Annotated in this window: 13 protein-coding genes; 8 read left to right on the top strand and 5 right to left on the bottom strand. The window is 71.1% G+C overall.

Annotation, left to right across the window (positions count from 1 at the left end; genetic code table 11):
- The first annotated feature begins 41 nt into the window (after positions 1-41).
- From K7W41_RS09985 to K7W41_RS09950, 7 genes are all read left to right on the top strand, one after another.
- On the top strand, positions 42-1,670 hold the full coding sequence (locus K7W41_RS09985; protein ID WP_224607517.1) for a phage tail sheath family protein: 1,629 nt from the start codon (positions 42-44) through the stop codon (positions 1,668-1,670).
- Between the two features lie 79 nt (positions 1,671-1,749).
- Positions 1,750-2,208: a phage tail protein gene (locus K7W41_RS09980; RefSeq protein WP_221090719.1), complete on the top strand. Its 459-nt coding sequence runs from the start codon at positions 1,750-1,752 to the stop codon at positions 2,206-2,208.
- Positions 2,209-2,230: 22 nt separating this feature from the next.
- Positions 2,231-2,644, top strand: coding sequence for a hypothetical protein (locus tag K7W41_RS09975; RefSeq protein WP_224607516.1), 414 nt, complete (start codon positions 2,231-2,233; stop codon positions 2,642-2,644).
- A complete protein-coding gene (locus K7W41_RS09970; RefSeq protein WP_224607514.1) occupies positions 2,641-2,808 on the top strand; it encodes a hypothetical protein in 168 nt (55 codons plus the stop codon). Before K7W41_RS09975 ends, K7W41_RS09970 begins: the two co-directional genes overlap by 4 nt.
- Entirely contained in the window at positions 2,809-3,405 is a 597-nt protein-coding gene (locus tag K7W41_RS09965) for a phage tail protein (RefSeq protein ID WP_224607512.1), read from the top strand. It begins immediately after the preceding gene.
- 3,825 nt (positions 3,406-7,230) lie between these two features.
- Positions 7,231-8,703: an eCIS core domain-containing protein gene (locus K7W41_RS09955; RefSeq protein WP_224607610.1), complete on the top strand. Its 1,473-nt coding sequence runs from the start codon at positions 7,231-7,233 to the stop codon at positions 8,701-8,703.
- 268 nt (positions 8,704-8,971) lie between these two features.
- Entirely contained in the window at positions 8,972-10,891 is a 1,920-nt protein-coding gene (locus K7W41_RS09950; RefSeq protein WP_224607509.1) for a heavy metal translocating P-type ATPase, read from the top strand.
- A gap of 278 nt (positions 10,892-11,169) precedes the next feature.
- On the opposite strand, the gene K7W41_RS09945 is transcribed toward K7W41_RS09950, so the two are convergent.
- Entirely contained in the window at positions 11,170-13,959 is a 2,790-nt protein-coding gene (locus K7W41_RS09945) for a YhgE/Pip domain-containing protein (protein ID WP_224607506.1), read from the bottom strand.
- 112 nt (positions 13,960-14,071) lie between these two features.
- On the opposite strand from K7W41_RS09945, the gene K7W41_RS09940 reads away from it, so the two are divergent.
- The gene (locus K7W41_RS09940; RefSeq protein ID WP_224607502.1) at positions 14,072-14,710 is read left to right on the top strand and encodes a TetR/AcrR family transcriptional regulator; all 639 of its coding nucleotides are present in this window, start codon (positions 14,072-14,074) and stop codon (positions 14,708-14,710) included.
- A gap of 133 nt (positions 14,711-14,843) precedes the next feature.
- On the opposite strand, the gene K7W41_RS09935 is transcribed toward K7W41_RS09940, so the two are convergent.
- The 4 genes from K7W41_RS09935 to K7W41_RS09920 form a co-directional block, all read right to left on the bottom strand.
- The gene (locus K7W41_RS09935) at positions 14,844-16,751 is read right to left on the bottom strand and encodes a PAS domain S-box protein (protein ID WP_224607499.1); all 1,908 of its coding nucleotides are present in this window, start codon (positions 16,749-16,751) and stop codon (positions 14,844-14,846) included.
- A gap of 512 nt (positions 16,752-17,263) precedes the next feature.
- On the bottom strand, positions 17,264-18,526 hold the full coding sequence (gene hmpA, locus K7W41_RS09930; RefSeq protein ID WP_224607496.1) for an NO-inducible flavohemoprotein: 1,263 nt from the start codon (positions 18,524-18,526) through the stop codon (positions 17,264-17,266).
- 93 nt (positions 18,527-18,619) lie between these two features.
- Complete coding sequence (locus K7W41_RS09925) at positions 18,620-19,033, bottom strand: group III truncated hemoglobin (protein WP_224607493.1); 414 nt, start codon at positions 19,031-19,033, stop codon at positions 18,620-18,622.
- The gene (locus K7W41_RS09920) at positions 19,030-19,722 is read right to left on the bottom strand and encodes a hypothetical protein (RefSeq protein WP_224607490.1); all 693 of its coding nucleotides are present in this window, start codon (positions 19,720-19,722) and stop codon (positions 19,030-19,032) included. Before K7W41_RS09920 ends, K7W41_RS09925 begins: the two co-directional genes overlap by 4 nt.
- Positions 19,723-19,828: the final 106 nt, after the last annotated feature.

Below are 19,828 nucleotides of genomic sequence, written 5' to 3'. Positions count from 1 at the left end.
CGTGGGTGTCGCCGACCCCTGCACGTTTCCCGGAGGAATCCATGGCTGAATATCTGTCCCCAGGCGTTTACATCGAAGAAACCCAGAGCGGCCCGCGGCCCATCGAAGGCATCAGCACGACCACCGCCGCCTTCGTGGGCTTCGCGCCCAATGGCCCGGCCAACACCCCCGTGTTCATTGCCAACTGGCAGCAGTTCAAGGAGACCTTCGGGACCCTGGACGCCAGCGGCACGCGCAACCCCTTCATGGACGGCGCGTACCTTGCCCAAAGCGTGTACGCGTTTTTCAACAACGGCGGCACGCGCTGCTACGTGGTGCGCCTGGTGCCCCAGCAGGGCGACGCTGGCAAGCGCACGGTGGAAGCCGCCCGCCCGCTGCAGCTGCCCTCGCGCGCCAGCAAGGCTGTGCCCAGCCTGAGCATCGTGGCCAAAGACGGCCGCCAGAGCGACATTCAGATTGAGGTGCTGGCCCCCGATCCGGTCAAGGCCCAGGACGGCGCTGCCAAGGGCAAGGACGCCAAGGGCCCCCAGGACCCCGAGGAAGGCCCCGACGGCCTGTTCACCCTGAAGGTCACCCGCAACGACGTGACCGAAACCTTCCCCAACGTGTCCATTGGCAAGAAGCACCCGCGCGCCGTGGCCGAAGTGGTGAACAAGGAAAGCACCCTGATCACCATTGAGGAAGCCAGCAGCGCCGGTCCCCTGGTGGAGCGCGCCCCTGAACCCGGCAGCTACGTGCTGCAGGCCGACAGCAACGTCATCGAGCAGCGCCGCGAGATGAAAGGCCAGGACTTCGTGGGCAGCGTGGACGGCCGCAGCGGCATCGAGAGCCTGGAAATCGCTGAAGAGGTCAGCATGATTGCCGTGCCCGACCTGATGAGCGCCTACCAGGCCGGCATGATCAACGCCGACGGCGTCAAGGCCGTGCAGCGCGCCCTGATCGACCACTGCGAGCGCAACGCCAACCGCATTGCCCTGCTCGACACCCTGCCGGACCTGACGCCGCAGCAGGCCCTGAAGTGGCGCACGGTGGACACCAACTTCGACTCCAGCTACGCCGCCATGTACTACCCCTGGGTCAAGATCGAAGGCCCGGACGGCGCGCCCATGGTGGTGCCCCCCAGCGGCTTTGTGGCTGGCATCTACGCCCGCAACGACGTGGAGCGCGGCGTGCACAAGGCGCCGGCCAACGAGACGGTGCGCGGCATCCTGGGGCCGGCCATTCAGGTCACCAAGAGCGAGCAGGACATCCTGAACCCGGTGGGCGTGAACTGCATCCGCGAATTCCCTGGCATGGGTGTGCGCGTGTGGGGTGCCCGGACGCTCTCCAGCAACGCCCAGTGGCGCTACGTACCGGTGCGCCGCCTGTTCAACTACGTGGAAAAGAGCATTGAGCGCGGCACCCAGTGGGCTGTGTTCGAACCCAACGACGAGAACCTGTGGTTCCGCATTCGCCGCGACATCAACTCCTTCCTGACCAGCGTGTGGCGCGACGGCGCGCTGTTCGGCAACACCGCCCGCGAAGCCTTCTACGTGAAGTGCGACAGCGAACTGAATCCGCCGGAACTGCGTGACCGCGGCGTGCTGCAGGTCGAAATTGGTCTGGCACCCGTGAAACCCGCCGAGTTCATTGTCTTCCGCTTTAGCCAGTACGCTGGCGGCGGACAGTAAGCGCGAAAAGCGTTACACTGTTCCCGTCACGGTCTGAATTCCGCCCTTCTTTCCACATCTCTTTCCCGGAGGTACAGTCATGACCGCAACAACCCGTAAAGACCCCTTGGTGGCCGCCTACTTCAGCCTGCAGTTTGACAACAAGGTTGTGGGCGCGTTCCGCGAAGTCACCGGCCTGGGCAGCGAGTCCCAGGTGGTGGAATACCGCGCCACCGACGACAAGGGCCGTCCCGTCCTGATCCGCGAAGCCGGCACCATGAAGTACAACGACATCGTGCTCAAGCGCGGCATCACCGACGACATGGACATGTGGACCTGGCGTCAGCAGGTGGAAGAGGGCAAGATGGACGAAGCCCGCCGCAGCGGCACCATCACCCTGTACAACCAGGCCGGCCAGCCCATCGCCGCCTGGACCTTCGAGCGCGCCTGGCCCAGCAAGCTCAACGGCCCCACCTACGACGCCAAGAGCAACGAGGTCGCCATCGAAGAGCTGACCATCACGCACGAAGGCTACAAACGCGTTCCCGTCGGCGGCTAAGCCCGCCCTCCCGGACTGAAGCGTGAACGAGCTTCCCTTCATGCTGCCCGTCGGACTGTTTACGTCCGACGGGCAGGTTCACCGCAGCGGCGTCATGCGGCTGGCCACTGCCCTGGACGAGATTGAGCCCCTGGGTGACCCACGGGTGCAGCAGAACGAGGCGTATTACAGCCTGCTGCTGCTGGCCCGGGTGGTCACGCGCCTGGGCCCATTTTCACCTGTGACGCCCGACACGCTGGCCGTGCTGCCAGCCGCCGACTTTGCCCACTTGCAGGCGCTGTATGCGCACATGAACGCCGCCCTGCCCGTCAGCTGGTCAGCGGCAGCGCCCACTGTGCAGAGCGCGCCGCCTCTGGCCGGCACCGTTGAAACCGAGTGCCCCCACTGCGGGGCGCTGCTGGAGCTTGATCTGGGTCAGGAGACCGCGCCGGCATGAGCGGCGCGCCGCCCGCCCGGCCAGCGGGGTCCGCCGTTCCGGTGGGCACCCGCGCGCCCCAGCAGACGGCGGGGTTGGACCTGGAAGAGCTGACGCGGCGGGTGTATCTGCTGCTGCTGGAAGATCTGCGCCTGGAGCGCGCCCGCCGTACCGGAGGTCAGTAGATGAGTGTGAAGATGGCAGCCAGCGCGCACTACAGCCGGGCCGGCGCAGGCGCGTCCCTGAGTGCCTCGGCCACGGTGGGGGGCGGCGGGTTTTCGGCCTCGGCCAGCGTGAACGCCTACGTGCGCGCCCAGGTCAAGCAGCCCCCCGTGCCCACCACGCCGCAGAAAGCGGCCTACAACATTCTGTCCAATCACCGCTACCACGTGGCGATTGACGGCCTTGAACACGCGGCCTTCAACGAGGTCAGTGGCCTGCAGATTGAAACCGAGACGATGGATTTTGTTGAGGGCGGGGTCAACGACCGCGTCCTGCGCCTGCCCGTGCGCAGCAAAATGGGCAACATCACCCTGAAACGCGGCGTGGTGTCTGGCCAGCAGCTGCTGGAATGGTACCTGAGCGTGGTCAACGGGTACCTGGACGCGCGCAACGTCACTATTATTGTTTACCACCCCAACGGCAACGTGCTGGTGCGCTTTGAACTGCTGCAGGCCTACCCCGTGAAGTGGAGCGGCCCCCAATTTGCGGGCAGTGGCGACGCCGTGGCCGTTGAAACCCTGGAACTGGCCCACGCCGGTTTTCTGCAAATCAGCCGCTGAGCGCGGGGACCTCCCTCCTACCTTGGTCCCCGCTGGGTCACCCGCGCGGCGACCGAGAGGAGTTTTGTGAGCATCTTCGACGAGCGGCTTCGCCGCCTGAAACACGCTTCCCGCATGGCCGTCACGCAGCAGGATCTCGCGCCGCGTGCGGCCCCCACCCCTCTATTCGGTGCCGCCACCGGGTGGGCCTCCCAGCCGCTGGCGGCGACCACCCAGGCCAAGCCCCGCCGGGTGGTCGCCCGCGTCCTGGCCGTCCCACACCCGGCGTCTGCAGCGGAAGACGGGTTCGCCGCCGCTTTACCGCTGGGAGACCGTCGTCAGCTGGCCCCAGCGGCGCCACTGGCCCCGGCGCCCGCCGGGCCCGCACCCCTGAGCCCGGCACCTTCTGCGCCGACGGTCGGGACCCTTCCGCCGCGCGTGCCAGAGGTTCCGGCCACGCCGCCCACACCCGTGGCAGCCCAGCCCGCGCCGCCCAGTGCGCCGGTGGTGGCCCCGGGGACTGAAGCGTGGCCCGCACCCGATCCTTACGGTGACGCTGAAGAAGTCTTGGCGGCCGGCCTGCTTACCTCACCGCCGCCCGAGGGCCTGCCGCCCGCTCCCCGGCGCGAATTTGAGCCTCCGGCACCCGCGGGCCCCGTTCCCCGGCGCACGCCTTCATTCCGAGAAACGATGGCCCTGAACCAGCAGCTGGAAGATGGCGTGGCCGCCGATGGACCGTTCACCACCGCGCCAGCCGAGCCTGCCCCGCTGGCCCCCCTGGAGGTGGAACGCACGCCCGTGACCACGCAGCGTGCAGCGGACGAGGAACGCGCGCCGCGCGGTGAGCCAGCGGCGGCTCCTGTCAGCGCGCCCGAGCCCCTGGTGGCGGGCCCCACCCCTCCGGTGGCCGACATGCCCAGCGAACGCGAAGCGCCGGCCGTGCAGGGGCCTTCTGTTCAGCCCCCGGCCCAGTTGCCCGCTGACCCCGCACCCCGGGCTGCACCGCCGGCCCCGCCAGAGCCCCAGCATGAAACTGTGCCGGCCACGCCCATGCCAGAGAGGGTCCCCCCAGCACCAGAGGTTGCAGCGGCCCCCGAAGAGGCCCCCGAGCCGGCTGAGGAGACGCCCGCAGCGACGGCGCCGGAAGAACCCGCCGCGTCAGGCCCCAGTGCCGAAGAGTTGCGGGCGGCCCAGGAACGGGAACGCCGCGAACTGGAGGCGCTGCTGCGCGCCCAGAACAGCGATGTGCCGGTGCGGCTGCCCCGCCGCCCCCGGCCCGCCGTGCCCCCCCGCCCCCAGGCGCCGCCGCCATCAGAGACCAAGGCCGCCCCCATCATTGCGCCCGAAGCCTCGCAGAGCTTGCTGTCGCGCCTGAACCGCTACGCGGAGATGGAAGCCAACGGCGAACTGAGCCCGTCCATGATTCCCATTCATGAACTGCTGGACTGGAAAGACCACAACCCCGAGCAGAACCTGACAGCCGATGAGGGGCCCGAGGAGCCCCAATTCCCCACCACTGGCCCTGAGGCCAGTGCGGCCAGCCCGGCGCCTCTGCCGGCCCCGCTGTCACAGCCGCCTGCCAGCGCGCCCACGCGCGTAAAAGCCCGCGCCAGCCGGGCGGGGCACACCAAGGAGGGGCGCTCGGCCCCGAACCGCCGCCGCGAGGCCAACGAGGCGGACGAAGAACCGGACACAGCACCTCCTCGTGGGGGGTCTCCGCCTGCACCGACAGGCCTTGACGCTTCTGGAGGAGCAGCGGCGCCGGCGCTTGCGGGCGGCCAGGAAGAGAGCGCTGGGCCAATTGCCCCCCAGCCCACGCAGCCGGTCCAGCCGTCGCCCCTCACCACACCTGCACCAACGCCAGCCCTCCCTGGGCCCCTCCAGCCCACAGCCGAGACTGCGCCAGCCCCCGGTGAGCCAGTCCCCAGTGAGCCAGTCCCGGGGGGGCCAGCAGGTTGGGGGGCAGAAGCCGCGTCACGCCCGCTTCAGACCGAGCCCGCGCGCCTGTTCACCCCGGGCGCCACCCCAGCCACGCCGCCCACCCGACCCGAGGCCCCTGCCCCCACGGTCGCGCGGCCTCCCTTGCCCGTGGCGCCACCCGCAGACGGGGGTGCCGAACTCGCTGTTCCTTTGCCCACCCCACGTCCCGCGGCCAGTGCGCCAGACCATGCGCCCCTGGCCCCAGCCCCCGTGATGGGGCCCCACACGGAACCCACAGCTGCCGGGCGGCCGGGCACTGATCTGCCACCCGCGCTGGCGCCCCAACCCGAGGCGTTCTCTCCGCCGGCACCCACCTTGCCGGCTCCAGCAGTGCCGCCAGGACCAGTGGCAGCAGCGCCAGACGCACCGTTTGCGGACCGTTCAGCGGCTGTGCCGCCCACACCCGTCGGCCCGGCACCGGCGGCAGCCCCCCAGGCGATCCAACGTCAGGCACCAGAGGGACCTCCACCGTCCCCCCAGCCCGACGCGCGGCCCACAGTTCCAGTCCAGCCGAGCGCACTCTTGGCAGAGGACAGGGCACCCGAACTGGTGGCATCTGAACCCGTTCTGGAAGCCGCTCCACCCCTGCCTGCCGCCACGCCGCCCCTCTTGAACCCGGCGGAAGGTGCGCCGGCCATCCAGCCACCCAGCGTCCCTGTGGCCCAGCCGGCGGCGCCAGAACTGGCTGTGCCAAGTGCGCCGGAGCTCGCACCAGCGGGAGCGCCAGAACCGGTCTTCCCTGCTGCCCTGGACCGCGGCGCCCCGGCAGTGCCCCCCCTTCCTTCGCCCCCAGCGCCGCAGCACAGGTCACTGCGCCCGCCGGAAGAGCAGCTGACCCCAGCTGTGGTGCCTGTGCCCCCGCACGAGGTCCCCTCAGTCCCGGTGGCGCCTGGGCTGCCGCTGGCCGCCGACCCAGCGCCGGCCATGCCCCCTGGCCCAAGCCCCGTGCCAGCGGCATTGGTCCCGCCGGTTACCGCGATTCCAGAGCGGCCCATACCGGAAGCTGGCCCCTTGCCCAGCGAACCTGCGGCCAGCCCCACGCTGCCGGTGCCGCCCGCGCCGCCGACCCCAGCCGCCGAGCAGGCAGACTTCGCCCACCTTAAGGCCTCGGCACCGGGCGGCCAGCCCAACACGGCTGGGCCTGCCGCCCTCCCCGTCACCCAGGCCCCCAGGCTGCCAGTGGGCCAGCCCCCCGCTGTGCCGGACCCGTGGGCGCCCTCGGGCCAGTTGCCGCCGGCTTTCACGCCTGCCCTGGCCCGGCCTCTGCCGGTTGAGCCGCAGGTGGCGGCGCCCCCAGCCCAGCCCCCTGTCCTGCCTGTTCGGCCCACCACGCCGCAGTCCCCCGAGCTGGCTTCTCCTGCACAGTCGCTGCCCACCACGGCAGTTCCTGCGGCGCCTGCCCAGCTCATCCCGCCCGGGCAGCCCGCACCTGCGCGGCCCCAGCCAGCGCTGCCCAGTGCCGGGCCCCACGCGCCTGTTGTGCCGGCTGCACTTCCCCAACCGGCGGTTCAGCGGCAGCCTGCAGCGGAAGCGGTGGCGCCCCCCACCTCTCCGGTCTCCTTGCCGCCCAGTGTCCCCCCACTTCCAGAGGCACCTGCGCCCGCGTGGCCTGTGGAACCAGTGCCCAGTGCTCCGGTCGCTCTGCGCCCCGACCTCTCCCCTCCCCCGGAAGCACCCTTGCCGGCGTGGCCAGTGGCACCGGCGCCGTCCACACCCAGCGGGGCGCAGCCAGTGGCCCCTGGGCCCCTGCCACTGAGTCGCCCGGCCCCTTCAGCGCCTCGCACGGAGCTGACGCCAGCGGCAGAGGCGCCCGCTGCTGGCCCGCCCGCTGCCCCGGTGGCCCGGCGCGACCGTCCGCAGGTGGGCATGCAGGAGACTGACCCGCGGCTGGCCGCTGACCGCCCCAGCCCGGCGGCCCCTGTGCCTGTGGCGCCGCCGGCAGCTGGGGTGGCAGATGATGGGGCGCCGCACTGGGCACCGGCCATTCCTCCTGGTCCAGCCCCCACCCGGCCAGCGCCCGCACCCAGCCTGAATCCCGAGGCGGCGTGGGCCGCGCCTGAGGCGCCAGTGCCCGTTGCGCCTGCAGGCGAGGGAAGGCCGCAGCCCCAGCCAGTGGCCCAGCGGCAGGTGGCCGACCGTTCAGGGCATGTCCCCCCTGCTCAGCCAGAGCCGGAAGCGCCGGTCTTGCCCCTGGCGGTCAAGCCCGACGGGACCCCAGCTGGAGAGGCCCGGGCCGCCGACGTGCGGCCTGTACCCCCTGCCCCCACCTTTGTGCCCCAGGGCCCCGAAGCCTACACCCCCCGCTCCTTTGATCTCGCGGCCCCGCATCTGGGCCCCGAGCCGCAAAGGGAAGTTCTGGCGGCTGACCGTGGCCCTGCCTCGCGCCCCGTGCCCCCGCCCATGACACCGAACAGCACACAGGCACCGGCCACCTCGGCCCGCCGGGCCGCCCCCTCTGAACGCCCTGGCATGCCGCTGCCCCGGCCGGTGCCACCCACGCGGCCCGATGGCCGGCCGGGCGGGCGGCTGGGCCTGCCCCGCGCGGTCCGGCCCCCCGGACAGGACCCCCGTGAAGCCCCGGGCGCCGCACTGGAACAGGCGCTGGAAACCGCTCTGGCCCGTGACGGCCACGGCCAAGCGCTGGCCCCCAGCGTGCGCGCGGCCCTGGGTCAGACGCTGGGCACTGGCCTGGATGACGTGCGGGTGGTGCAAAACGTGCATGTGCCGGCCGCCCTGAATCTGGCCCAGGCCGACGGGTTGACCGTGGGGCGCACCGTCTTCCTGTCGCCAGATACCCGTCTGGACACGGGCGCTGGCATGGCGCTCGCCGCCCACGAGGCCACCCACGCCATTCGTCACCAGCAGCCCACCTTTGTACCGCAGGTGCTGCGGCGCCAGGGCGCAGCGCCCTCGCCCCACGACGAGGAAGCCGTGGCCCTGGGCACCGAGCACGCCACCGCCCGGGAACAGGCCCAGGCCCGTCGCCCGGCGCCCCTGGACACGCCGGAAGCGCAGCGCCTGCCGGGCCTGCCAGCCCCCTGGGAGCCCATGCCCGGCTGGGACGATGGGGCCGCGCGGCAGCCAGCCCCCGCGCCAGCCGAGCCGCCTGCGCCGCCAGTGCAGGCCGCCCCACCCCCGAACGCGGCGCTGCCGACGTGGGCGCAGGCCGCCGCCGCCAACCGACCCGCCGCCGGGGCGCCCCCACCCGGAGCAGCGTCCAGCACCCCAGCCGTGGGGCGCCGCGCGGCAGCGGCGCCGCAGGTGGATCTGGATCAGGTGGCCCGGGAGGTCTACGCCCGCCTGCGTGACCGTCTGGGCGCAGAACTGCGGCGTTTGTAACCGCAGCAAAGCGGGGCGGGCGGCAGAGTGAGCTTCTGCCGCCCGCCCCTTTCTGGTTTTTCCCCGGTCCTGTTCTGCGAAGGCAGCCAGCACCGCCAGCGGGGGCCGTGGCCCACCCCCCCTTGGAACAACGCAGCGCCGGCCTTTTCCGAGTGCTCCGCCCCGAATGCGGCGTTGAGTGCCGGCGCGCCTCGGCGTAGACTCTAGCTATTGAGAATCATTCCTAATTAGGAATGGGTGGTTTCCGTACTCTGCTCCCGGAGGTGTCATGACCCTGCCCCTGCCCGCTGCCCAGCGCCCGACCTCGGCCCCCAGCCACCTGCACCTTGATCCACACCTGCGGCGCGCCGCCCTGCTGACGGCCCTGACCCTTGTTGGGCTGGTGGTTGGCCTGCTGGGCGAATTTGTGCTGCGCCGCCCGGAGGTGGCTGGACTGGGCTTTGCGGCGGCGTACCTCGCTGGCGGCCTTCCTGCCGCGCGCGAAGCCGCGCACGCCCTGATCCGGGAGCGCAAACTGGACGTTGACCTGCTCATGGTGCTGGCGGCGCTGGGGGCGGCCAGCATTGGGCAAGCGGCAGACGGCGCTGTTCTCCTGTTCCTCTTTAGCCTGAGTAACACGCTGCAGGACTGGGCCATGGGCCGCACCAAGGGCGCCATTGAAGCCCTGATGAACCTGAACCCCGAGGGCGCCACGGTGCGCCGTGAAGGCCGCGAGCAGTGGTGCGCGCTGGGCGAGATCCGGGTGGGCGACCTGCTGATCGTGCGCCCAGGCGAGCGCATTGCCGCCGACGCCCGCGTGCTGAGTGGGCAGACCAGCGTGGACGAGAGCCCGATGACCGGCGAGAGCGTGCCCGTGGACAAAAGCGTGGGCATGACCCTGGCCAGCGGCACCGTGAACCTCAACGGCAGCGTGGTGGCGGAGGTGGTGCGCCCGGCCGGCGAGAGCACGCTGGCGCGGCTGGTGGCCCTGATGGAGCAGGCCCAGACGCAAAAAAGCCGCGCCGAAACCCTGGGCGAGCGCTGGGAAAGCCCCTACGCCACGGTGGTGCTGCTGGGCACGCCCCTGGTCTTTGCCGGGCTGCATCTGGGCGCTCAGGTGCCGCTGGCCGAAGCCTGGGCACGGGCCATGACCTTTATGGTGGTGGCCAGCCCCTGCGCGGTGGTGATCTCCACGCCAGCGGTGATGCTCAGCGCCATGGCGGCGGCGGCGCGCGCCGGGGTGCTGTTTAAAAGCAGCGCGGCCCTGGACACCCTGGCCAGGGTGCAGACCATTGCGTTTGACAAGACCGGCACCCTGACCGAAGGCCGCATGCGCGTGACCGAGGTGGCCGCGCCGGACGACACCGCAGCCCTGGCCCTGGCGGCGGGTCTGGAGGCCCACAGCGAACACCCCATTGCGCAGGCCATCGTGGAGGCGGCGCGCCAGCGGGGGGTGTGCCCCCGATCTGTCAGCGCCGCCCAGGCGGTCCCTGGGCACGGCATTGAGGCCCAGACCGCCGAAGGCGCGCGTGCCTGGGCGGGCAACCGCCGCATGGCGGACCGGATCGGCGCGGCCCTGCCTGCCCACCTCAGTGCGGCGCTGGACGCACTGGCGCAGCGGGGCAGCAGCAGCGTGATTGTGGGGGTGGGCCCGCAGGTGCTGGGGGTGATCGGGGTGGCCGATACCCCCCGCCCCGGCGTGCGCCAGGCCCTGGCCGAGTTGCGCGGCAGCGGCGCGGCGCGGCTCGTGATGCTCACGGGTGACCGGCGCGAGGTGGCGCAGGCGGTGGCCCAGGATACGGGCGTCGATGACTTCCGCGCGGAACTGCTGCCCGAGGACAAACTGCGCCTGATTGCTGAGCTGCCTGCGCCCGTGGCCATGGTGGGCGACGGGGTCAATGACGCCCCCGCCCTGGCCCGCGCCGACCTGGGGGTGGCGGTGGCCAGCGGCACCGATGTGGCCATCGCCAGCGCCGACGTGGTGTTGATGCGCAGCGACCTGGGCAAGCTGGCCGGGGCCGTGCGGTTGGCGCGGGCCGCCCGGCGCACGGTGGCCCTGAACCTGACCTTTGCGTTTGGGGTGATGGTGGTGGTGGCGCCGCTGGCGGTGGCCGGGCAGGTGCCCCTGCCCCTGGGCGTGCTGGCGCACGAGGGCGGCACCGTGTTCGTGGTGTTCATGGGGCTGCGACTGCTGCGCCTGCGCCTGTAAGCGCACTTCCGAAAGATTCTGCAACGGGTTTCGGCGTTTTTCCGATCAAAGGGACGCACAGAACGGCGCCGCAGAGAAGGAAAAACGGGGACGGAAAGGTGTGGACGCACCGCAGCGACGCGGATCGGCTGGAACCGATGATCCGGAATCCGGATGACGAGGCAAGAGAGAGCGCAACGCCGCCTGCGACGCGCCTTGTTCCCCTCCAGCCTCCCTTATGTTCAAGCGCAAACCCCCGGACGCATCCGGGGGCTTACGACTGGGCCAGGGGGCTACGCCTAGCCCACGTCAGTGATGATGGGCGAGCGGAACTGGTCGTCGGGGGTAAATTGCCAGCGCCAGCGGGCCAGCAGGGCCACGCCCGCCGCCACCAGGGCCACCAGGGCCATGCGGACCAGAAAGGTGCCGTACTGGCCTTCATAGGCGCCGAACATGGCCGCGCGCAGGGCCGCCACCACATCGGTCACGGGCATGACGGCGTGGATGGCCTGGAAAAAACGCGAAGACAGTTCCACCGGGTAACTGCCCCCCGAAGCCCCCAGCTGCACCACCAGCAGCACCAGCGCCAGCAGCCGCCCCGCTGCGCCCAGCAGCAGGTTCAGCGCCAGAATCAGCAGCATGAAGGTCAGGCTGGCCAGCACGGTGGTCAGGACCACCAGCCCTGGGTGCAGGTACGGCACGCCCAGCAGGCTCAGGCCCGCAACGACCACCAGCGCCTGCAACGTCACGTAGCCGGCGGGTACCGCGAACTTGCGCAGCACGCGGGCGCGCTGGCTGGTGCCGCGCCCGCTTTCGGGCAGCAGCAGGTAGGGAAAGATGAAGGTGGTCATGGTGGCGCCCACCCACAGCGCCAGCGCCACAAAGTATGGGGCAAACGCCGCCCCGTTGCTGGGCACCTGGGCCGTGGCGGTTTCCACGACCACCGCGCTGGCGGCCAGGCCCTGGGGATCACCGCTGAGGGTGTCGGTGCGGGCCGGCAACTTGCGGTAGAGCGTGTCCAGACCGGCGCGCAGCTCGCCTGCACCGCCCTGCAGGTCGCGCGCGCCCTGGGCCAGCCGCCCCGAGCCGTCCGTGAGCTGGCCCAGGCCCCCACTCAGCTCACCGGTTTTCTGGGCCAGGGTCCTGGCCCCGCCCTGCAGGGCGCGGAGATCCTGCTCGGCGGGCAGTTTCGCGGTCACAGTGCCCAGGGCCGCCTTGAGTTTCAGGTTGCCGGCCACCAGGGTCTGCACGCCGTCCTGCACGCGCTGCGCGCCGCTGGCCAGCGTCCGGGCGCCCGCCGCCGCCTCGTTGGTTTTGGCCGCCAGGGTTGCGGCCCCCGCCTGCAGCTGCGCCGCGCCCGCCTGCAACGTCTTGCTCCCGCTGGCCAGCGCCTGCGCGCCCTCTGCCGCCTGCCCGGCCCCGGCCGCCGCTGTGCCCAGGTTCTCGTTCAGGGCAGCGGCGCCCTGCGCCAGGGTGCGGGCGCCGCTGGCCGCCGCCTGCGCGCCACTGGCCAATTGCCCGGCGCCCTGCACAGCGGCGGCGCTGCCCGCCTGGGCGTCCTGCAGCCCGGTGGCCAGCGTGGCCGCGCCGCCACTCAGGCGTTCGGCGCCGCTGACCAGGGTGCCCGTGCCCCCAGCCAGTTGTTCAGCCCCCTGGGCGGCGGCGCGGGCGCCCGCTTCCAGCTTGTGGGCGGTGGCAGCCAGGGTACTGGCCCCACCCTGCAGCTGCCCTGCGGCGCGGCCCAGATCGCCCGGCGCCCCCTGCGCCAGGGCGCCGGCCCCGGCCGAGAGCCCTTCGGCGCCGCTGGCCAGCCCCGCCGCGCCCTGGGCCAGGGTGGGGAGCTGCTTGGCCAGAGCCTGCGCGCCGGTCTGCACCTGTTCGGCGCCGCCCTTCAGCGTGGTGGCGCCGGCCTGTAACTGGCCAGCCCCGCCTGCCAGGGTACCCAGGCCCGCGCGCAACTCCGGCAGCTGGGTGGCGAGCGCCTGGGCCCCGGTCGCCAGTTTCGCGTTGCCCTGGACCAGTTCTTCAGCCCCACCCTGCAGCTGCCCCGCACCTTTGTGCAGCGCGCCCAGGCCCGCCGCGAGGTCCGGCAGTTTCTGGGCCAGCTGTGCTGCGCCGCCGCTCAATTGGGCCGCGCCGCCCGCCACCCGCTGGGCGCCGGCTTTCAGGTCCCCGGCACCCTGGCCCAGCGCGCCCAGACCGCCCGCCAGCCGCCCCGCGCCGGCGCTCAGGTCGGCTGTCCCCTGCTGCAGCGGCGCTAACTGCGCGCGCCCTGGGGCCGCCGCTTCCAGCTTGCGCAGGCCCTGGCCCAGCTGCGCGGTGCCAGTGGTCAGCCGGCTCACACCGCCCGAGAGGGTCGTGGCCCCTGCAGCCAGCGACTGTGCGCCCTGCTGGGCCGTGCGCATGCCCTGATTCAGGGTGTCGGCACCGCTGCGCAGCTGGGCTGCCCCTGTTTCCAGGCGCCCGGCCCCGCTGCGCAGTTTGCCGGTGGCCGCGCGAATGTCCTCAAAGCCCCGCTGAACGTCCTTGAGCGAGCGCTGCACCACTTCCCAGCGGTTGCCCCCCAGGGTTTCGTTGAGGTTGGTGGTGATCTCCTGGGCCACGGTGCGGCCCACGCGGCTGGCGAAATAGCTGGTGCCCGGCGCGGTGTACAGGTGCAGCTGGCCATGCTGGGTGCTGTTGCCCGCCACGGCCTTCTGGCTGAAATCGCGCGGAATGGTCAGGGCAAAGTAGACCTCGCCCCGGCGCACCGCCGCCTGCGCCGCCGCCTCGCTGGGATAGGCAATCAGGCGCACCGGGGGGTCCTTGCGCAGTTCCCGGACCACGTCGCCCCCCAGCGTGTACCGCTTCCCGCGCAGGGTGGTGCCCTGGTCCACATTCACCAGCGCCACCGGCAGGTCGGCCAGGCGGCCGTAGGGGTCCCACACGCTGGCGAGGTAAATCCCAGCGTAAGCCAGCGGAATAAACAGAATCGCCAGCGCCGCCAACCACATCAGCGGAAAGCGCCACAGCGCGCGTTCACTGGGGGTCAGGCGGCGAAAATCGGAGAGCACCGTGCGGGCAGGTGGGCGGGATGGGGTCTGGGTCATGAGAGTCCTTGGGAGCGGGTGGTTCTGACAGTGTGTCAGCTTCCACCATGATGCCCGCCCCACTGACAGATCGTCAAGTGACACCTTGTCAGAATTGGGATAGACTTCACCCATGCCTGTGGCCGACCCCCGCAAACGCCTGCCCTCGGCGGACCGTCGCCAGCAGATTCTGGACACCGCTGCCACCCTGTTTGTGCAGCGCGGCTTTGAGGCGGTGGGCATGGGCGACCTCGCGGGCGCCCTGGGCACGTCCCGGGCCACGGTCTACAGCTATTTTCCCTCAACCGAAAGCATTCTCGACGCCCTGCTGGACGAGCGGCTGCACCGCCTGCTGACCCGCTTGGAGCCGCTGCTGGCGCACCTGCCCTGGCAGTCGCCGGGCGCGCCCGGGCTGATTGAGCCGGTGTTTGGGTTCCTGCTGGCCGAGCGCGACACGCTGGCGCTGCTGCACAGCGGCGGTGGGCCGTCGTTCCGGGACCGGCAAACGCATTTTCTCTCGGAGGTGGCCCGGCGCCTGCCGCTGGACCCGGCGGTGCCGGGGCACGGCCACGCGGGCCTGCTGCTGATCATCACCACACTGCTGGACGCCCTGGCCTACCGGGTGATCAGCACCCCGGCCCTGGACGCCGAGGCGCTGGCGCGCACCCTGGGGGTGTTTGTGCGGGGCGGCGTGCTGGCCACCCTGGATGCGGCGCAAAGGGAGGGGCCCGCCGACATGACTTCTTCTGGCCCCGCCCCCGGCACCCGCTGAGCGGCAGGGGGCGGGCACGACAACGCCCGGCCAGCAGTCTTCCGCCTGAAGGGGAGGCACAAGCCAGGCCGGCCGAGCCGCGCAGGCAGGACACCACGTTCCTCTGGGTGTGGGACTGGCGGCGGCCTCTGCCCTAGCCCACGCCGCCCAGGGACACCACCGGCGCCGAGGCCAGCCAGCGCCCGAAGGCGGCCACCACCCTGGGATCAAACTGCCGCCCGGCCTGCGCGCGGATTTCGGCCACCGCCGCTTCTCTGGACCAGGCGCGTTTGTAGGGCCGTTCACTGGTCAGGGCATCGAACACGTCGGCCACGGCCACGATGCGCCCGCTCAGGGGAATCTGGGTCCCGCGCAGGCCGTGGGGATATCCGGCGCCGTCCCAGCGTTCGTGGTGCGTGCGGGCAATCTCTTCGGCCATCACCACCAGCGGGCTGTGCCCCCCCGACAGAATGTTGGCCCCGATCACGCAGTGGGTCTTGACCACCGCAAATTCCTCCGGGGTCAGGCGGCCGGGCTTGAGCAGGATGGTGTCGGAAATGCCGATCTTGCCCACATCGTGCAGCGCGGCGGCGCGCTCAATCAGGGTGACCTGGGCGGCAGGCAGGCCAAGTTCGCTGGCAATGCCCGCCGCCGCGCGGCCCACGCGGTTCATGTGTTCGCCCGTGTCGTCGTCGCGGTACTCGGCGGCCCGGGCCAGGCGCTGCAGGATTTCCAGCTGCGCGCGTTCCACCCGGCCAGTCAGCGCCTCATTGTGGGTGCGGATGGTCTGTTCGGCCACCTTGCGCTCGGTGATGTCAATGGACACCCCCACCAGCCCGGCGGCGCCCCCTTCCGGGCCCACGAAAGGCACCTTCGTGGACCAGTAGATGCGCCGGCCCCCCGTGCCCAGGGTGTCTTCCACCTCGTACGACTGGGCGTGCCCCGAGGCCAGGACCGCCTCGTCACGGGCGCGGGCCTGCTGCGCGGCGCGCGGCGGAAACAGCGCTTCGTCGGTGCGGCCCAGAATGTCAGTTACGGGCCGGCCAATCTGCGCGGCTCCCGCCGCATTGATCAGGGTGTAACGCCGCGCGGCGTCCTTGACATAGATCGCTTCGGGCACGCTTTCGACCACGGTATTGAGCAGCTGGTGGCTGGCCTTGAGGGCCTCGCGGGCCGCGCGCACCTGGGTGAGGTCGCGCACCGAGATCATGAACAGGGTCTCGCCGTCCACCCGGCAGGACGTGACGGTGAATTCAGCCGGAAACACGTGGCCGCCGCGCCGCTGCGCGGGCAGCTCGGCGCGGTGCTGCCGCCGCTCCCCCGTCGTGACCACCTGCGCAATGCCGCGGCGGTGCACCTCGTGGTAGTCGGGCGGCACCATCACTTCGGTCAGTTCGCGCCCCAGCGCCTCCTGGCGGCTGTAACCCAGCATGGCCTCGGCCGCCGGATTCCACGCCAGCACGCGCCCGCCGGCGTCCAGCACCATCATGGCGTCCATGGCCGAGGCCAGCACCGCTTCGTGGACCTGGTGCTCGCGCGCCTGCTGCGCGGTGGCCTGCCGGAGCTGCAGTTCGCTGACCACATGCGCGGCGAGGTCCTGCAGCATGGCGCGGTCGTCCGGTCCCAGATCGGGGCGCGGCGCCACGTCGTACAGGCACAGGGTGCCCAGCCGCAGGCCGCCGGGGGTGACCAGCGGCGCGCCCGCGTAAAAGCGAATCTGCAGCGCGCCCGTTACTGCCGGCAGGTCGCGGAACCGGGGATCGGCCAGGGTGTCGGGCACCACCAGCACCTCGGGGGCGCCGCTGTCAAAAAGCGCCTGACACAGCGACTGCGAGCGGGCATTTTCCTGCACGTCGGCCCCCACGCAGGCCTTGAACCACTGCCGGTCCTTGGCCATGAAGGTCACAGCGGCCATGGGCACCCGGAACACGCGCGCCGCCAGCCGCGCCAGCCGGTCATAGGCGGCCTCTGGGGGGGTGTCCAGGATGCGGTACCGGGCCAGTGCCGCCAGCCGCCGCTGCTCAGCAGGGTCATCGGGAAGCAGTGAGCGCGCGGCCGACATGGGCTTCAGGCTACGCAGAACATGTCTCTAAACTCTGACGTGAACGGAGCATGGGGCGTGGGCCCAGGGGGCGCCGGGCGTTTTCTGATACGGCGGCCAGAACAGTGCGTCACGTGGGCGGCGCTTGTTCTGCCCAGCGGAACGCGCAGAACGGCGCCGGGAGAGAACAGCGGCCATTCGTATGCCGGGAACCTGAACAGGGGCCAAACCCGGGGCACAGGATGAAACAGGTTCAGGGGCGCTCCTCCAGCTGGAAGAAGCGCCCCGGGTACGGCGGGGATGCGCGGGCTGGCCGGCAGGCCTGGGCGCGGGCTGATACGAATTTCGGATGAGCGGCGCCGCTCTGCGAGCCCCTCCGGTCGAGTGAACCCGCTATTCCACAACCGATGAACCGGAATCCTTCTGACGTCCCTCCCTCGCTCCTCCCACGCCAACGGTTCAGAACTGGACCGCAATGTTTCTAATCCCAGGGCGAGGCACTTGTTCCGCGCCTCGCTCCGCTGTGCTCAGGATCAATCGCCAGAAGCTGAGCTGGTCACGCCCGCCGGCATGAGCACCGGGCCAAAGGTCTGGCTGGGCCCAAAGGTTTCGGTCAGGCGCCGCTCGGCGGGGACCTGCAGGGCGTCCAGAATGCACTCGACCGCCTGGGTAAAGCCTTCGGGGCCACAGTAGTAGTACTCGGCGTCACCGGCTGGCAGGTACGGGCGCAGACGGTCCAGGGAGATCAGCCCCGCCTCGTCGTGGTGCTCACCGGGGCGGTCGTCGGGGGTGACCTCGGTGTAGAACACCACCTTGCGGATGTTGCTGTGGGTGCGCGCCAGTTCATTGACCGGCTCGCGGAAGGCGTGGGCCCAGCGGCCCAGCGCCGCGTGAACAAACACCACTGGCCGCGCCGAGCCGGCTGCCACCAGGGCCCGCAGCATGCCCAGCATGGGCGTAATGCCCACGCCGCCGCTGATCAGCACGGCGGGGCGCGCCGAAGGCTGCAGCACAAAGTCGCCGGCCGGCATGTGCACCAGCAGTTCGTCGCCCTCCTGCACGTGGTCGTGCAGCGCGTTGGAGATCAGGCCGCCCGGGACCAGGGGATCATGGGCGGGCGCCAGTTCGCGTTTCACGGCAATGGTGTAGCTCCGGCCATTGGGGGCGCTGACCAGACTGTACTGGCGGATCTGCCGCGTGGTCTGGCCGGGCACCTGCAGGTTCAGGCTGAGGTACTGCCCCGGCTGGAAGGGCGGCAGGGGCTGGTCGTCGGCGGGTTCCAGCTCCAGCGAGGCGATCAGGCGGCTTTCTTGCACCTTGCGCACCACCCGGAAGGACTTGAACCCCCGCCAGCCGGCCTGTTCGGCGCTGCGGTACATCTGCGCCTCGGCCCCCATCATGATGCCGGCCAGTTGTTCGTAGGCGGCGGCCCACGCCGCCAGAATCTCGGGTGTGGCGGCCTCGCCCAGCACAGCGGCGATGGCCCCCAGCAGGTGCTCACCCACCACCGGATAGTGCTCGGGCAGCACCTCCAGGCTCACATGCTTGTGGGCAATGCGCGTCACCATGCCGCCCAGGCGTTCGGGGTGCTCGATGTTGGCCGCGTACGCCAGCACCGAGGCCGCCAGACTGCGCGCCTGCCGTCCGGTCTGCTGGTTGGCGGGGTTGAAGATGTTCAGCAGCTCCGGGTGCGCCGCGAACATGGAGGCGTAAAAGGTGCGCGTGATGGTTTCGCCGTGCGCTTCCAGCGCTGGAACGGTGGCCTTGATGATGGCGAGTTGGGCAGGGGTCAGCATGACATCTCCAGAGCAAAGGGAAGGGAAAGAAAGGGGCGCCGCAGCGCGGTGCGGCCACACGGGGCCCCGGGCGCGGACAGGGTCAGGACAGATTCAGGACAGGCGCTCTGCAAGGGCGCTGAAGCGTTCGAGATTGGGGCGCATCCGCTGGGCCAGTGCCAGCAGCGCGCTGGCTTCTGGTGGCGGCAGGAGGTCGCGCAGGGTGGCGTCCCACAGGGCCAGCCAGCGGTCAAAATGGGCGGGTTCTATGCCCAGGCCGCTGTGGGCCGGTCCGGGGCGGCCCCGGTAGGCCCCAGGGCCGCCCATCACCGCGCGCCAGAACCCTTCCAGGCGCGCCAGGTGCAGTGACCATCCCGCCTGCGGAAAGGGGCCAATGCGCCGGGTGAACACCGGCCCCAGCGTCTCATCGGCCGTCACGCGGGCATAAAAGGCCCACAGCACCTGCCGCAGCCGCTCTGAACCCACCTGATCAAACAGGCTGGTGGCCGGGACTGGCGGCACCGTCATGGCGTGACCCCTTCAAAGCGGGCCAGCACGGGGCCAAAGAGCAGGCGCCGCTCGTCCTGAAAGGAGGTCTCGGTGGCGGCCTGCAAGGCGCCCAGGCCAGCCAGCAATTCGCGCAGCGGTGCCGGGGCACCGGGCGGGGGCGCCCAGTCGCCGCACGCCCGGCGCAGCTGCCCGAACGCGGCCTGGAGGTCTGCCTGGTGCCCGCTGAGCCGTTCCAGTGGCCCCTGCACGTGTGCGGCGAACGCCGCGCCTGCCCCCCGCCCGGCCTCCAGATGCCGGATGGCCGGAAAGAGCATCACGTCCTCTTTGAGCAGGTAGGTGTGCAGATTATGCGCCAGCGCTTCGAGCGCCAGACACAGGTCAGGCAGGCCGGCGGGGAACCCGGGCGCCTGGGCAACTTCGGCGGCCTGCCGTGTCCAGTGCGTCAATTCGGGGTGAAAGAAGAGGATGTGGTGCGTTGCCAGGGCGTCACACAGCGCGCCCAGGCCCAGGCAGCCCCACGCCGCGCGGCGTGGCCCCACGGCCTGCAGGTCAGTCAGTACCGTGCCCAGGTCCAGACGGGCAGCCTGCACCGCCTCGGCCAGCGTCTGCTCCGGCGAGTCCAGGCCGTACTGACACAGAACCGGCTGGGTGGCAGGGCAGCTGCGCCCCAGCTGGCCCGTGGTGACGTGGGGCGAGAACGTTGACATCACAACACTCCTTGCCCGTGGAGAAGTGGACCTTCACCTCCACCGGCAGGGTCAGGCTAGAGGCCTCTAAAGTGGATGTCAAGGTCTAGTTTTGGAAGGTCGTGTG

Source organism: Deinococcus multiflagellatus (genome assembly GCF_020166415.1).
In the GTDB taxonomy this organism is placed as follows: Bacteria; Deinococcota; Deinococci; order Deinococcales; family Deinococcaceae; genus Deinococcus; species Deinococcus multiflagellatus.
Note: the sequence above shows the minus strand (reverse complement) of the source record. Positions and strands in the feature narration are given on the sequence as shown.